Annotated in this window: 17 protein-coding genes; 7 read left to right on the plus strand and 10 right to left on the minus strand. The window is 68.1% G+C overall.

Annotated elements, in window-relative coordinates:
* From PSV00_RS00790 to PSV00_RS00800, 3 genes are read right to left on the minus strand one after another with little or no spacing between them, the layout of a single operon-like run.
* Window positions 1-453, minus strand: a complete 453-nt coding sequence (locus PSV00_RS00790) for a MaoC family dehydratase (protein ID WP_300443690.1) — start codon at window positions 451-453, stop codon at window positions 1-3.
* 38 nt (window positions 454-491) lie between these two features.
* The gene (locus PSV00_RS00795) at window positions 492-1376 is read right to left on the minus strand and encodes a TIGR01459 family HAD-type hydrolase (protein WP_300443691.1); all 885 of its coding nucleotides are present in this window, start codon (window positions 1374-1376) and stop codon (window positions 492-494) included.
* Complete coding sequence (locus PSV00_RS00800; RefSeq protein WP_300443693.1) at window positions 1373-1654, minus strand: hypothetical protein; 282 nt, start codon at window positions 1652-1654, stop codon at window positions 1373-1375. Before PSV00_RS00800 ends, PSV00_RS00795 begins: the two co-directional genes overlap by 4 nt.
* Before the next feature lie 627 nt (window positions 1655-2281).
* Here PSV00_RS00800 and PSV00_RS00805 point away from each other — a divergent pair.
* A complete protein-coding gene (locus PSV00_RS00805) occupies window positions 2282-2638 on the plus strand; it encodes a DUF559 domain-containing protein (protein ID WP_300444275.1) in 357 nt (118 codons plus the stop codon).
* 243 nt (window positions 2639-2881) lie between these two features.
* Window positions 2882-3226 (plus strand): glycine zipper 2TM domain-containing protein, encoded by a 345-nt coding sequence (locus tag PSV00_RS00810; RefSeq protein ID WP_300443696.1) that lies wholly within the window; start codon window positions 2882-2884, stop codon window positions 3224-3226.
* Here PSV00_RS00810 and PSV00_RS00815 read toward each other — a convergent pair.
* The 3 genes from PSV00_RS00815 to PSV00_RS00825 form a co-directional block, all read right to left on the minus strand.
* Window positions 3196-3384, minus strand: coding sequence for a hypothetical protein (locus PSV00_RS00815; protein WP_300443698.1), 189 nt, complete (start codon window positions 3382-3384; stop codon window positions 3196-3198). The two genes, PSV00_RS00810 and PSV00_RS00815, sit on opposite strands and share 31 nt — an antisense overlap.
* Window positions 3385-3518: 134 nt before the next feature.
* A complete protein-coding gene (locus PSV00_RS00820) occupies window positions 3519-3875 on the minus strand; it encodes an endonuclease domain-containing protein (protein WP_300443700.1) in 357 nt (118 codons plus the stop codon).
* A 106-nt stretch (window positions 3876-3981) separates the two neighbouring features.
* Window positions 3982-5256, minus strand: a complete 1275-nt coding sequence (locus tag PSV00_RS00825; RefSeq protein WP_300443701.1) for an EAL domain-containing protein — start codon at window positions 5254-5256, stop codon at window positions 3982-3984.
* Window positions 5257-5371: 115 nt separating this feature from the next.
* Between PSV00_RS00825 and PSV00_RS00830 the strand changes: the two genes are divergently transcribed.
* Together PSV00_RS00830 and PSV00_RS00835 are read left to right on the plus strand one after the other, a co-directional pair.
* Window positions 5372-6142, plus strand: a complete 771-nt coding sequence (locus tag PSV00_RS00830; RefSeq protein WP_300443703.1) for an SDR family oxidoreductase — start codon at window positions 5372-5374, stop codon at window positions 6140-6142.
* Window positions 6132-7058, plus strand: a complete 927-nt coding sequence (locus PSV00_RS00835; RefSeq protein WP_300443707.1) for a lipid A biosynthesis acyltransferase — start codon at window positions 6132-6134, stop codon at window positions 7056-7058. The genes PSV00_RS00830 and PSV00_RS00835 overlap by 11 nt, the downstream gene beginning before the upstream one ends.
* Here PSV00_RS00835 and PSV00_RS00840 read toward each other — a convergent pair.
* The 3 genes from PSV00_RS00840 to PSV00_RS00850 all read right to left on the minus strand — a co-directional run bounded on the left by PSV00_RS00840 (window position 7043) and on the right by PSV00_RS00850 (window position 8697).
* Entirely contained in the window at window positions 7043-7555 is a 513-nt protein-coding gene (locus PSV00_RS00840; RefSeq protein WP_300443709.1) for a response regulator, read from the minus strand. The genes PSV00_RS00835 and PSV00_RS00840 overlap by 16 nt on opposite strands.
* Window positions 7556-7666: 111 nt before the next feature.
* Window positions 7667-8497 carry a M23 family metallopeptidase gene (locus PSV00_RS00845; protein WP_300443710.1) on the minus strand — a complete coding sequence of 277 codons (831 nt, stop codon included), beginning with the start codon at window positions 8495-8497 and terminating at the stop codon, window positions 7667-7669.
* Complete coding sequence (locus tag PSV00_RS00850; RefSeq protein ID WP_300443712.1) at window positions 8494-8697, minus strand: DUF2093 domain-containing protein; 204 nt, start codon at window positions 8695-8697, stop codon at window positions 8494-8496. Before PSV00_RS00850 ends, PSV00_RS00845 begins: the two co-directional genes overlap by 4 nt.
* A 236-nt stretch (window positions 8698-8933) precedes the next feature.
* Here PSV00_RS00850 and PSV00_RS00855 point away from each other — a divergent pair, with 236 nt between their 5' ends.
* Together PSV00_RS00855 and PSV00_RS00860 are read left to right on the plus strand one after the other, a co-directional pair.
* Window positions 8934-9251: a hypothetical protein gene (locus PSV00_RS00855; RefSeq protein WP_300443714.1), complete on the plus strand. Its 318-nt coding sequence runs from the start codon at window positions 8934-8936 to the stop codon at window positions 9249-9251.
* A 337-nt stretch (window positions 9252-9588) separates the two neighbouring features.
* A complete protein-coding gene (locus tag PSV00_RS00860; protein ID WP_300443717.1) occupies window positions 9589-9921 on the plus strand; it encodes a hypothetical protein in 333 nt (110 codons plus the stop codon).
* A gap of 118 nt (window positions 9922-10039) precedes the next feature.
* Here the strand turns inward: PSV00_RS00860 and xseA are convergent, their stop codons facing one another.
* Window positions 10040-11656: an exodeoxyribonuclease VII large subunit gene (gene xseA / locus PSV00_RS00865; RefSeq protein WP_300443719.1), complete on the minus strand. Its 1617-nt coding sequence runs from the start codon at window positions 11654-11656 to the stop codon at window positions 10040-10042.
* Window positions 11657-11890: 234 nt separating this feature from the next.
* On the opposite strand from xseA, the gene PSV00_RS00870 reads away from it, so the two are divergent.
* Entirely contained in the window at window positions 11891-13096 is a 1206-nt protein-coding gene (locus tag PSV00_RS00870; RefSeq protein ID WP_300443721.1) for a saccharopine dehydrogenase family protein, read from the plus strand.
* Window positions 13097-13104: the final 8 nt, after the last annotated feature.

Here is a 13104-nt window from a genome sequence, read left to right on the forward strand (position 1 = left end):
TCAGGCCTTTGCGGGGCGGCGCCGACGCGGGACGCGGACGGTGGCCTCGCCGTTCATGACCAGATCATCGCCGACATAGCCCTCGGCGGTCAGGATCACGCGGGCGCTCTCCGGATCGACGGCGGCGACGGTGACGCGGGCGATCAGGATGTCACCGATGCGCACCGGCTTGTGGAAGGCCAGGGTCTGGCTGAGGTAGATGGCCCCGGCGCCGGGCAGGATGGTGCCGACCACGGCCGAGCCGACCGAGGCCGACAGCAGGCCGTGGGCGATCCGGCCGCGATAGGCGGTCTTCGACGCGAACTCCTCATCCATATGGACGGGATTGAAGTCGTCGGAGGCCTCGGCGAAATGCTGGATCCGGGCTTCGGTGATCTCGACCTGTTTCTCGGCGGTCATGCCGACGGACAGTTCTTCGAGAATATAGCCGCCGGAGGGATGTTGTTCGGTCATCGGCCCCTGTTAGCGCCCGGCGGTTGAATTGGCGAGCGTCACCACGCGAGATCGAGGGCGGCGTAGCGGGCGAAGGTGGTCTCGGCCTTCAGCAGGGCCCCGGCGCGGGCCGGGTCCAGCGCCCCGTCCGGGCTGCGCGCGGCATCGCCGTGGATACCCTGGGCGATGAACAGACAGTCCAGCGCCTGCTGGTTGGCCCCGCGCACATCGGTGATCACCCCGTCGCCGATGCACAGGACCCGGGCGCGGTTGGCGGGCGCGCCCAGCAGACGTTCCGCCTCGATCATGGCCAGGGCGTAGATGGGCCCGAACGGCTTGCCGGCCATGGTGACCCGGCCGCCCATGGACTCATACAGGTCGGCCAGGGCCCCGCCGCAATAGATCAGCTGGTCACCGCGCTGGACCACCCGGTCGGGGTTGGCGCAGATCAGTTCCAGATCACGGGCCACGGCCGGGGTCAGGCGTTCGCGATAGTCCTCGGGCGTTTCGGTGGTGTCGTCGTCGGGGCCGGTGACCGAGATGAAGGCGGCGTCGGCGGCCCCGTGGGCGGTGTGCAGGCCCAGCCCCTCGTACAGGGGCCAGTCGCGACCGGGGCCGATGATCCAGGCCGGGCCGGGCGCGCGCCGGGCCAGCTCCATCCGGGTGGCGTCGCCCGAGGTGACGAAGGCGCGCCACGATTCGCGCGGCACGCCGAGGCCGTCCAGCTGGGCCACCACGTCGCTGGCCGGGCGCGGCGAGTTGGAGATCAGCACCACATGGCGCGGGCCGTTGGGGCCGGGCTCGCGGTTGAACCGGGCCAGGGCCTCGCAGGCGTCGGGCCAGCTTTCGCGGCCGTTGTGGATCACGCCCCAGACGTCACAGAGCAGGATGTCATAGTCGTCGGCGACGGCGGCGAGGTGCGGGAGCGGATGCGGCAGGGTCATGGACGGGGGATAGCCGGTTCAGTGTCGGCGGTGAAGGTTTCGTCGTCGGCTTCAGGGTTCAGTTCCGGAGTCATGGTCTCGAGCAGCAACAGGGCGGGCGACAGGATGAAGTCCTCGATGGCGACGCGGGCACCCCGGCGGCTCAGGTCCAGATACATGGCCTCGCGGTCGCAACGCGGGGTGTAGGCCCCGGTCAGCAGGCCTTCGAGGCGGATACGCTGGATCGCATAGACCGCGGCCCGGTGGCGGTCGCTTCGGCTGGGGCGGCGGGATCGCATGGCGGGCTCCGGGACGTCGGGTTGCGGGCAGGGGTCGGCCCCGTCGGGCGGCGGCCGGACGGTCGGGGCGGGCGCGGGGCGACCGGGGCTCGCCCGGTGCAGGAATGAAATACCGTTTCGACGAGACACAGCGCCCCGCGTGGCCGTTTTCCACGCGCCCGTCGCCTGCCGGCCCTGTTCGGGCCTTGGCGACTCGCCGCCCCGTCCGTTGCCGGGCGGGACAGGGGGCGGACGTGCCGGTCGGTGCCGACAGCGGTCACGACCCGAAGGCGCGCGGCGAGCAAGCGGGCGGGATCCGTCCCCGCCCGGCGAGGGCCCCGGAGATACGCCTCTCCCCGGCTTCATCGCTCGGCCACAGCCCGCCGTCGTCGAGCAGCGTGGATCCGACGCCCTCCCCATCGACGGGATGAGGCGGAGTCTGACACGGGTCTGGACCCCGGCGGGTTTTTGGGGCGGGTTTTTAGGGAAGGGGTTGGGAAACAGGGGGTTGGGGCGGGGCGATAGGGGGGTTTTGGGTATTTGTGTCGCACGGGGCAGCTCTGTCTTCCTTCTCCCCTTGAGGGAGAAGGTGGCCCGGAGGGCCGGATGAGGGGTGAAACACAGGCCTTTCCGGTCTATCCTCCGGCTATGCTCAAGCCATCAGAGCGTATCCGAACCGCCGCCCGCCGCTCCCGCCGTGAGCCGACGATGGCCGAGGCTGCGGTGTGGACCATGCTCCGGCACCGGCGGTTTGAGGCCTTCAAATTCCGCCGCCAGATGCCGATCGGGCCCTATGTGGCCGACTTCTGCTGTCCGTCGCTGAAACTGATCATTGAACTGGACGGTGGCGTTCATGCGCTGCGAACGGAGAGCGACGCGCGACGGGATCAGTGGCTGACGGCTGTGGCCGGTTTCACCGTCCTGCGTTTCGGCAATGAGGCGATACTGAACAATCCGGCCCTGGTGTTCGACGCAGTTCGCGAGCATGCGGCGCGCAAACCCTGAATCCGGCTGTCTCACCCCTCATCCGCCCCCTGCGGGGGCACCTTCTCCCTCAAGGGGAGAAGGAAGGCTGCCCATCGCATCCTGCCTGAACAGATCGCGCTGTCGCGCGCCGCTGGGTCCTCCGGTCCCGGCTGCGCCGGGCCGAAGGATGACGACAGGGGGGCGTCCCCTTTCGGCAGAAGCCCCCCCGGAACACTCCGCCCGCTCGGGTGTTGGTCCTGCGGAGCCTGAGGGAGAGACGTGATGCGATATCTGAAGGGACTGACGGCGGCGACGGCCTGCACCCTGGTGCTGGCCGGGTGCGCGACGACGGGTGACTATGCCTCGGCCTGCGAGCGGGATTATGCCCGCAACCGCGAGCAGGCGATGGCGGCGGGCGCGCTGCTGGGCGCGGCGGTCGGGGCGGCGGTGGCCGGGCGCGACGACCGGGAGATCGGCGCCGCGATCGGCGCGGCGGCCGGGGCCCTGCTGGGGCGGGAACTGTCGGCCGAGGAGGATCCGTGCGGCTATGGCTTCGGCGGCTACAACCGCGATTATCGCTATGGCCGCGAACGGGTCTACTGGCGCGACGACGGCCGGCGCTGGTGATCGTCGGGCTGTTGCGGGCGCAGGCGCAGCAGCTCGCCCCAGTGGTCGGCCATGACCAGCAGGGCCTGACGCCGGTCGGCGTCGGTTTCGGGGACGGCCTGGCGGATCAGGTCGGAGACTCTCTGGCGGCAGACGAGGGCTGAGCTGGGATAGGTCATGACAGGGTAAGCCCTGAAACCCTGAAAAGTCTCAGCTTTACCGTAGACAGGCGCGGGGGCGGGCAACCCGCTTCCTTCTCCCCTTGAGGGAGAAGGTGGCCCGGAGGGCCGGATGAGGGGTGAAACGCCCGGACTCAGGATTGGCGCGCCGCATGCTCGCGAACCGCGTCGAACAACAGGGCCGGATTGTTCAGTATCGCCTCATTGCCAAAGCGCAGGACGGTAAAACCGGCGACGTCCGTCAGCCAGCGGTCCCGTCGCGCATCGCTGTCGGTCCTCAGGACATGGACCCCGCCGTCCAGCTCGATGATCAACTTCAGGGACGGACAGCAGAAGTCGGCCACATAGGGCCCGATTGGCATCTGGCGGCGGAATTTGAACGCCTCCAGCCGCCGGTGCCGCAGTATGGTCCAAACCGCAGCCTCGGCCATCGTCGGCTCCCGGCGGGAGCGGCGGGCGGCGGTTCGCGTGCGCTCGGATGGCTTGAGCATGGGCCGAGTCTAGACCGGAAGGGGCGGTTTTTCACCCCTCATCCGCCCCCTGCGGGGGCACCTTCTCCCTCAAGGGGAGAAGGAAGCGGGTTGCCGGCTTTCGTTTCTACCCGAACCGGCGGCGTTGTTCGGCGCTGCGCAGGGTGGAGCGCAGGAAGTCGGCCGGGGGGTCGGTCTCGGCCAGCACGGCTTCCTTGATGGCGCGGGGTTCGCCGAACAGGTGGCCCTGGCCCATGCTGACGTCCAGTTCGAGGATGTCGACGATCTGGCGTTCGCTCTCGACCTTTTCGGCGATCAGTTCGACGCCGTAGCGGCGGGTCAGGGCGGCGAAATCGGCGGCGCGGATGTCGCGCATCGCCGCCGAGGGGGCGGCCCCGTCGAGGTCCAGCAGCTGTTCGATCAGCAGGTCGGCGGCGACCTTGATGAATTTCACGTCCGAGCGCTGCAGGTCGGCGAAGTCGAGGTCGAGGGTCTGGACCTTGTCGAGCGAGAAGCGGAAGCCGAGGTCGGCCAGCTTGGCCATGTTGCGGGCCTCGATCGCGCCGCGGGCGTCGAAGGTGGCCTGGCCCAGTTCGAAGATCAGGGCCTGGTTCAGGTCGCGGTTCTCGCTGAGGAAGTCGAGGAACTGGGGGAAGAAGGTCTCGTCGCCCAGCGAGGTCAGGGCGACATTGCAGAAGACGCCGACCTTGCGGTCCTGCTTGGCCAGACGGCGCACGATCTGGGCGCAGCGGAACAGCAGCAGGTTGTCGATGGCGGGGACCAGACCCTCGCCCTCGGCGGCGGACAGGTATTCGGCCGGCATCATCACCCGGTCGGTCGAGTCGCGCAGCCGGGTGAAGCTTTCGTAGAAGATGGTGCGGCGCTGGGGCAGGGAGACGACCGGCTGGAGGTACAGGTCGACGCGGTTCTCGCTGAGGGCGTCGTGGATGGTGGCCAGCAGGGCGTTGGACTGCTGATGGCGACGGCCCTCATGGGTGTCGACCGGGGCCGGGGCCGGGGCGGACAGGCGGGCGTCGATACTGTGGCTCATCTGCTGGATCAGGGTCTCCAGCATGCGGACCTCGTCGGACAGGGCCTCATTGCTGCTGAGGGCCCCCGTCTCGATGGCCCTGGCCAGTTCGGTCAGGGCCCCCTGGGTCGACTCCAGGGCGTCGGCCAGCAGGCGGTGGGCCTCGCGCACCTGTTCGACCTCGCGGGACAGGGCCATCCGGCCCAGACGGCCGGCGACCAGGCCGTGACCGGCGGCGAACAGGCCCAGGGTGCCGAAGGTGGCCGCAACCCCCGCGCCGAGGCCGAGGCCCGCGCGCCACAGGAAGGCACCAACGGTCATCGCCACGAAGACGTAGAAGCAGAACAGGATGGTGGTCGTCAGTGTGCGCATCGGTTCACCAGACCGGGGGAACGGAGAATCCCGTCTTCCCGGATGGAATCGCCCGAGTATCGGGGTATCAGGGCGTAACGCCTAGTCCACTCTTTGAAGAATTGCGGGGATTCGCATGGAACTGTTTGATCTGACCGGCAAGGTCGCCATCATCACCGGCTCATCCAAGGGGATCGGCAAGGCCATCGCCGAGCGGATGGCCGAACATGGCGCGAAGGTCGTCATCTCCTCGCGCAAGGCCGGGCCGTGTGACGAGGTCGCCCAGGCGATCAATGCCAAACACGGCGAGGGCCGGGCCATCGCCATCCCGGCCAATATCGCCTCGAAGGAGGACCTGCAGCGGCTGGTCGACGAGACCAATGCCGCCTTCGGCAAGATCGACATCCTGGTCTGCAACGCCGCCAGCAACCCCTATGCCGGGCCGATGTCGGGCATCAATGACGAGCAGTTCGAGAAGATCTTCCACAACAATGTGCTGGCCAACCACTGGCTGACGCAGATGGTCGCGCCGCAGATGCTGGCGCGCAGGGAGGGGTCGGTGATCCTGGTGTCGTCGATCGGGGGCCTGCGCGGCAATGCCCTGATCGGGGCCTATAATGTCTCCAAGGCCGCCGACATGCAGCTGGCCCGCAACCTGGCGGTCGAGTGGGGGCCGTCGAACGTGCGCTGCAACTGTATCGCGCCCGGCCTGGTCCAGACCGATTTCGCCCGCTACCTGTGGGAGAATCCCGAGATCCTGAAACTGGCCACCGACCCGGCCCCGCTGAAGCGGATCGGTCAGCCCGACGAGATCGCCGGGGCGGCGGTCTATCTGGCCGCGCCGGCCTCGACCTATATGACCGGCCAGACCCTGGTGGTGGACGGCGGGATCACCATTGCCTGGTAAGGACGACAAGGCCGACACGGTCGGCCTCGGTCAGGGCGTGGCGTGGCGGCTGCAGGCCGCCGCCTTCGCCACCCTGATCGCGGGTCTGCGGGCCCTGGGGCTGGAGCGGGCCTCGGCCCTGGGCGGGCGGCTGCTGCGGACCTTTGGACCGATGACGAGCGTGCACCGCACGGTGCTGCGCAACCTGACCCTGGCCTTTCCGGACATGGACCCGGTCGAGCGCGCGCGGCTGGCCATGGCCCAGTGGGAGCAGACGGGGCGGACCTTCGCCGAGCTGACGATGATGGACCGGCTGACCCCGGCCTCGGGACGGATCGAGATCGTCGGGGCCGAACGGCTGGAGGCAATCCGTAACGAGAAGCGGCCCGTGGTCTTCGTCTCGGGCCATTTCGCCAATTTCGAACTGATGCCGGCGGTGATCCTGGCGGCGGGCATTCCGTGCCAGATTACCTATCGCGCCACCAACAACCCCTATGTCGACCGCCAGATCCGCGCCAACCGGGCCCGCTACGGGGTCAAGCTGTTCGCGCCCAAGGGCGGGGACGGCGCGCGGGAACTGCTGGCCGGGATGCAGCGCGGCGAGTCGGTGGCGCTGATGAATGACCAGAAATTCTCGGAGGGACCCGAGGTGACCTTCTTCGGCCATCCGGTCAACGCCGCCCCGGGACCGAGCCGGCTGGCGTTGCGCTTCGGCACGGTGCTGCAGCCGATGTCGGTGACGCGGCTGCCCGGCGTGCGTTTCCGGCTGACGGTGCACGAGCCGATCGAACTGGAGTCGACCGGTGACCGCAGCGCCGACATCGCCCGCGGCGTGCAGGCGGTGACGACCTTTGTCGAGGAGCGGGTGCGCGAACATCCGGTCGACTGGTTCTGGGTGCACAAACGCTGGCCCAAACCGGTCTACTCGGGAAGATAGACCACGCTTTCGCGATCCGACGCCCGCCGCAGCGGACCGGCATAGCCCGGCTGTTGCCGGCGGCGACGGTCAGGACCGAAATAGCCCTCGGTGCGGACGAAGGGGCGGGGATTCTGGATCACCGCATGGATCCGGTCGAGCAGGGCCTTGGGGGTGAAGGGTTTGGTGACGAACTCGGTCACCCCGGCGTCCCGGGCCTCCATCACCCGGTGTTTGGCCGAATGGCCGGTCATCATGATGATAGGCAGGAAGGGGTCGACGCTGTCGGCACTGTTGCGGACCAGCCGGGTAAAGGCGACGCCGTCCAGCGGGAACATGTTGAAGTCGACGATGGCCAGGTCGACACCCTTCTGGTGCAGGGACTGCAGGGCCGCGGCCCCGTCACCCATTTCCCGGATCATGCGACAGCCGGCCGCCTGCAGGATCGCGGCCGTGATGGCGCGCATCTGCCGATTGTCGTCGATCAGCATGATCTCGATCGCCTTGAGGTCTGCCATCGGGTTTCGGTCGGCCATCAGCGCGGGATGCGCGCGGGCGCTGTTTAACCACATTCACCCGGCCGGTCCATCAGTAGAGGGACGTTCTACCCAGACGTCGCGGCTTTCCTTCTATGCGCGAATGAACAGCGACGGATCGAGGTTGCGGTCGCGCCATTTGGCACGCCAGCACAGGTGCGGGCCGGTGGCCCGGCCGGTCATGCCGACCCGGCCGATCACGTCGCCGCGCTGCAGGTCCTGTCCGGCCTCAACCTCTATGCGGGACTGGTGCAGATAGGCGGTGATCAGGCCCTGGCCGTGGTCGATCAGCACGAGACCGCCCTCGAAATGCAGGTCCGGCTGGCTGAGGGTCACGCGCCCGGCCGCCGGGGCCCGGATCGGGGTGCCGGCCGGGGCGGCCAGGTCGATGCCGTAGTGGGGCCGGGCCGGGGTGCCGTTGAGAATGCGCTGGCTGCCCCAGCGGCTGCTGATGCGGAACCGGGCCAGCGGCCAGGTGAAGCCGTCGCTGAAATGGTCGGCGTCGATCCGGCTGGCGAAGCCCTCGGTCTTCAGGGCGACCTCGCGGCGGATCCGTTCCAGCAGGGCCGGATCGGACGGGGTGACGGTGGCGGCGGGCAGGCCGTTGATGCGGGTGCTGGGGAAGTCGACGCGGGCGATGTCGAGCACGCGCCGGGCCGAGCGGTCGCCCGCGCGGGCCTCGATGGCGACGCTGCCGGTCTGGTCGCGGTCGAAGCCGACGATGAAGACGCCGGTGCCGGACGCGGTGGCCAGGGCCTCGCCGTCGACGAAGATCAGGGCCCCGGGCCAGGTGGTGCCGATCGCGTGGCCGCCCTGGACGAAATTACCGGTCAGCCGCAGCGTGTCCTGTCTCCGGGCCAGCGCCGGCCCGGCGGCCAGGGTGGCCGCGGCACCGGTCAGCAGGCCGCGACGACTGGTGTTCACTGGCCGGCCACCATGCGGGTGCGGGCTTCCTCGGGGCTGAAATAGGCCTCCTGATGCTCGGCCGACCAGTAGCGCAGGGCTTCCAGCGGGATGGCGCGGGCGCTGACGGCGCAGCGCACGAAACGGCCGGGGCGCAGAACGGCGAATTCGCCGTCGCCATAGTGGAGGGTGGCTTCGTCGGTGGGGGTCGGTGCGTTCATTGGCCGATGATACCGCCGTGCCCGGCTTTGTGCCACCGGGTTTGGCGGTCGGCGGACATGGGCGTCTCACCAACACGGTGTCGTATGGGGGCGGGACCCTGATAGCCCGCCGCGCCGGGGGCGGGATTTCAGAGACAGGCTTGGGCTGGTGCCGCTCGACGTCCGCTGTTGGGGGAAAGCTGAAAGCCTGCCCACCCCCCATTGCGGACATTCGCGGCCCAGACCATCGTCGAGTGATGACCCGCGATATCATCCAACGCACCGCCGAGCCCGAACTTACGGCAGACCTTACCCTCTATGCCACTGCGGATGGTGGTCGGAGGGATGCCCTTCGCCCCGGCTTCCTCTTGCCCTGTATGATCCATCAGAATGAGCCGCTGGAGGCATGGGATTGCCTGCCGCTGCTTCGCGACGAGCCGCTGCACCCGGGAGAAACGAAGCGTCTCGGGTTCGTCTTCATGTCCGGTGAGAAAGCTGCGCGGGCCCTGCGCGAAGCGGGGAAGTTCTATTTGTGGGACGGGCGGTTCATCGGTGAGGCCGTCGTTGTCGACTAAGGTCCGCTCCCGACCCATTGCGGACATCCCGAAGTTCCGACACCCTCCGACAATGCGCTTTGCGTCACTTATTAGCTGGATAGATCGCGAGTGGGACGACGATCTGAGGGCGAGATTTACGCTTCCCCTCATAGTCATGGCTGTCTGGGTCCCCCTCTCACTCATAGGCTTTAATCGGATAACCGTCTCATTGGCCGTCATCTGGGCCGTGCCGTGGGTCGCGGTATTCTTCTGGAGATTCGCAGTCTGGCTGCAGCGTTTTGAGCGGCGGGAACCTCGAAACCGGAAACGTAGAGGCCGGTAGGTCCGCTTCCGACCCGTTGTGGACATTCGCCGTTTGCGTCCGATGATTGCAAAACAGCCATTTTTGCTTAGGCTCAAAAGAATGGAGCCAACATCCAATCAGCGCAGTCTCTACCCGATCCCTGTCACGTTTGTGATTGTGACCTTTTACCTTTGTGCTGGTGTCGCGTTTTGGATTTCCTTCATTGCAGAAAATCGCGATGTTTTATCCTATCGCTACTTAGGTTTTATCGCTCTCGTGGCCGCTTCTTTGCTTAGGTTGCCATTTGAACTGAAAGCTGCGCGGCAGAGGAGGCGGACGAATAAAGATCGGGCAAGAGCGATGACGATTCTCCAGCGCGTGAGTTCGGACCTCAACGCCCAATAGGCGAGCGGTTCGCCTATGTCCGCTTCCCCCCCTCAGCGGACATTAGGAGCGTCCGCTTTCGGGCAGCACCGGGACGTGGCTCAGACGTGAAAAGCGGAGCTGCCCCTGCAGGCGGGGCTCAGAACAGGTCACCCTGGCCGGGCGGCGTCGCCTTCGGACGCGCCGGAGGCCGGGGCGCGGGCCGGGCCGGGGCTGTCGGGGCGGTGCCGTCTTCGGCGTCGACATGGGCACCGGTCGCGCCATCGGCGAACACCAGACGCACGGCCTGACCGGGGGACAGGGCGGCGGCCGAGGTCAGCCAGTGGCGGTCGCTGTCCTCGACGCGGGCGAAGCCGGGCTTGGGCCGGCCGGGGTCGAGGCTGGCCAGGGCCCGGGTCAGGGCGGACAGGGCGACGCCCGACTCGTCGAGACGGCGGGGCAGGATGGGGGTGAACCGGGCGATCACCGCCTCGAGCCGGGCAGCGCGCTGGTCCAGACGGCGACGCAGGGGCTCGGGTGACAGCCGGGCCGTCAGGCGGATCAGGGCCGTTTCGCGGGTCTGGATCGAGCGGGTCAGGGCCGGGGCCAGCTGGGCCCCGACGGCCGAAAGACGGTCGGTGCGGCGTTCGATGACCCGGTCCAGCAGGCCGCGGCCGAAGCGGCCGGAGACCCCGGCGAAACGGGCGGTCTGGCGGTCGACGCCGCGCTGCAGGCCCGAGCCCAGACGGCTGGCGGCATGGTCGAGGCGTTGGCGCGGCAGGGCCAGCAGGTCCTCGGGCCGGGCGGGCAGGCCGCGTGACACGGCGCGCAGCCGTATGCGACGCTCCTCGATCAGCCGGCCGCCGGCGCCGGTCAGGCGGCGGTCCAGATCGGCAAGGGTGTAGCGCAGGTCGGCCAGCACCGGGGTGGCGATCTCGGCCGCGCCGGTCGGGGTCGGGGCGCGACGGTCGGAGACGAAGTCGATCAATGTGGTGTCGGTCTCGTGCCCGACGGCCGAGATGATCGGGATGCGGGCCGCAGCCACGGCGCGGGCCAGGGCCTCGTCGTTGAAGGCCCACAGATCCTCGACCGAACCGCCGCCGCGGGCGACGATGACCACATCGGGGCGGGGGACGGGGCCGCCCGGCGTGATCGCATCGAAGCCCCGGATGGCATTGGCGACCTGACCGGCGGCGGCGTCGCCCTGGACCACGCAGGGCCAGACGATGACGCGGCAGGGCCAGCGCTCGGCGATGCGGTGCAGGATGTCGCGGATCACCGCCCCGGTCGGGCTGGTGATGACGCCGATGACGGCGGGGAAGGTCGGGATCGGCTGTTTGCGGGCGGGGTCGAACAGGCCCTCTTCGCGCAGCCTGCCCTTCAGCCGCTCCAGCTGGGCCAGCAGGGCCCCGGCCCCGGCGGCCTCCATCGTCTCGATGACGATCTGGTAGGAGGAGCGGGCGGGGTAGGAGGTGATCTTGCCGGTGACGATAACCTCCAGCCCCGGCTCGGGCTGGATGCCGAGGCCGCGGGCCGAGCCCTTCCAGACGACGCCGTCGATGGCGGACTTGTCGTCCTTCAGCGTCAGATAGATGTGGCCCGAGGCGTGGCGGTTGACCTTGGAGATCTCGCCGCGCAGCCGGACATGGCCGAACCGCTCCTCCAGCGTGCGCTTGAGCGCGAAGCTGAGCTCCGAGATCGACAGGGGCGGGTTGTTGTCGCGCGGGGCCGCCGGTTCGTCCGCCGGACCCTCGAACACATAGGAGTCGTCACTCATGGCGGCAGACTAGCGGGGCGAGGGCGCGACGGGAACGGCAGAAGCGACGATCCGGTGCCGGGATCGGGTCACCCGGACTTGCCACCCGGGCCCGAACATACGAAGAGGCGCGCCGCGCGGCCTGTCCTCCCGATCACGATCCGTCCATTAGCCCCCCCCTCCGTGTCGTGATATGGCCCCCACCCCAAGGCGGCCGACAGGCCGCACAGACGATGAAGTTCAGGAGATCTGCCTATGAGCAGGGTGTTGGTTATCGGTGCCGGCGGCGTCGGATCGGTCGCGATTCACAAGATGGCGATGAATGCGGACGTGTTTTCGCACATCACCCTGGCCAGCCGGACCCTGTCCAAATGCGACGCCATCGCGGACTCCGTGAAGGCGCGCACCGGCGTGACCATCGAGACGGCGCAGATCGACGCCGATGACGTGGCCGCGACCACGGCCCTGATCCGGGCGGTCAAGCCGGCGCTGGTGGTCAATCTGGCGCTGCCCTATCAGGACCTGAACGTGATGGACGCCTGCCTGGCGGCCGGGGTCCATTATATGGACACCGCCAACTATGAGCCGCGCGACGAGGCGAAATTCGAATACAGCTGGCAGTGGGCCTATCAGGACCGCTTCAAAAAGGCCGGGCTGATGGCCCTGCTGGGCAGCGGCTTCGATCCCGGCGTGACCTCGGTCTTCGCCACCTGGACCAAGAAACACCTGCTGGACCGGATCGACACCCTGGACATCCTGGACTGCAACGGCGGCGACACCGGCCTGCCGTTCGCGACCAATTTCAATCCCGAGATCAATATCCGCGAAGTGACCGCCCCGTCGCGCCACTGGGAGAACGGCCAGTGGATCGAGGGGCCGGCCCTGAGCCACAAACAGGTGTTCGACTTCGATCAGGTCGGGCCGAGGAACATGTACCTCATGTACCATGAGGAGCTGGAATCGCTGGCCAAATTCTATCCGGAAATCAAACGCATCCGCTTCTGGATGACGTTCGGTGACTCCTATCTGAAACACCTCGAGGTGCTGGAGAACGTCGGCATGACCCGGATCGAGCCGATGATGTTCCAGGGGCGGGAGATCATCCCGATCGAATTCCTGAAGGCCCTGCTGCCCGAGCCGGCCTCGCTGGGCCCGATCACCAAGGGCAAGACCAATATCGGCACCATCGCCACCGGCGTGAAGGACGGCCAGACCAAGACGGTCTATGTCAACAATATCTGCGACCACGAGGCCGCCTATGCCGAGACCGGCAACCAGGCGGTCAGCTACACCACCGGCGTCCCGGCCATGATCGGGGCGGCGCTGATCCTGACCGGCCAGTGGACAGGCGAGGGGGTGTTCAACATGGAGCAGATGGACCCCGATCCGTTCATGGACATGCTGAACAAACACGGCCTGCCGTGGCAGGCGCGCGAGCTGGACGCGCCCCTGGCCTTCTGATCGGACCC

Source organism: Brevundimonas sp., assembly GCF_029945885.1.
GTDB lineage: Bacteria > Pseudomonadota > Alphaproteobacteria > Caulobacterales > Caulobacteraceae > Brevundimonas.

Coding starts and splice junctions, on each gene's coding strand:
- PSV00_RS00790 (WP_300443690.1), bottom strand. CDS start 453: ATGACCGAACAACATCCCTCCGGCGGCTATATTCTCGAAGAACTGTCC.
- PSV00_RS00795 (WP_300443691.1), bottom strand. CDS start 1,376: ATGACCCTGCCGCATCCGCTCCCGCACCTCGCCGCCGTCGCCGACGAC.
- PSV00_RS00800 (WP_300443693.1), bottom strand. CDS start 1,654: ATGCGATCCCGCCGCCCCAGCCGAAGCGACCGCCACCGGGCCGCGGTC.
- PSV00_RS00805 (WP_300444275.1), top strand. CDS start 2,282: ATGCTCAAGCCATCAGAGCGTATCCGAACCGCCGCCCGCCGCTCCCGC.
- PSV00_RS00810 (WP_300443696.1), top strand. CDS start 2,882: ATGCGATATCTGAAGGGACTGACGGCGGCGACGGCCTGCACCCTGGTG.
- PSV00_RS00815 (WP_300443698.1), bottom strand. CDS start 3,384: ATGACCTATCCCAGCTCAGCCCTCGTCTGCCGCCAGAGAGTCTCCGAC.
- PSV00_RS00820 (WP_300443700.1), bottom strand. CDS start 3,875: ATGCTCAAGCCATCCGAGCGCACGCGAACCGCCGCCCGCCGCTCCCGC.
- PSV00_RS00825 (WP_300443701.1), bottom strand. CDS start 5,256: ATGCGCACACTGACGACCACCATCCTGTTCTGCTTCTACGTCTTCGTG.
- PSV00_RS00830 (WP_300443703.1), top strand. CDS start 5,372: ATGGAACTGTTTGATCTGACCGGCAAGGTCGCCATCATCACCGGCTCA.
- PSV00_RS00840 (WP_300443709.1), bottom strand. CDS start 7,555: ATGGCAGACCTCAAGGCGATCGAGATCATGCTGATCGACGACAATCGG.
- PSV00_RS00850 (WP_300443712.1), bottom strand. CDS start 8,697: ATGAACGCACCGACCCCCACCGACGAAGCCACCCTCCACTATGGCGAC.
- PSV00_RS00855 (WP_300443714.1), top strand. CDS start 8,934: ATGACCCGCGATATCATCCAACGCACCGCCGAGCCCGAACTTACGGCA.
- xseA (WP_300443719.1), bottom strand. CDS start 11,656: ATGAGTGACGACTCCTATGTGTTCGAGGGTCCGGCGGACGAACCGGCG.
- PSV00_RS00870 (WP_300443721.1), top strand. CDS start 11,891: ATGAGCAGGGTGTTGGTTATCGGTGCCGGCGGCGTCGGATCGGTCGCG.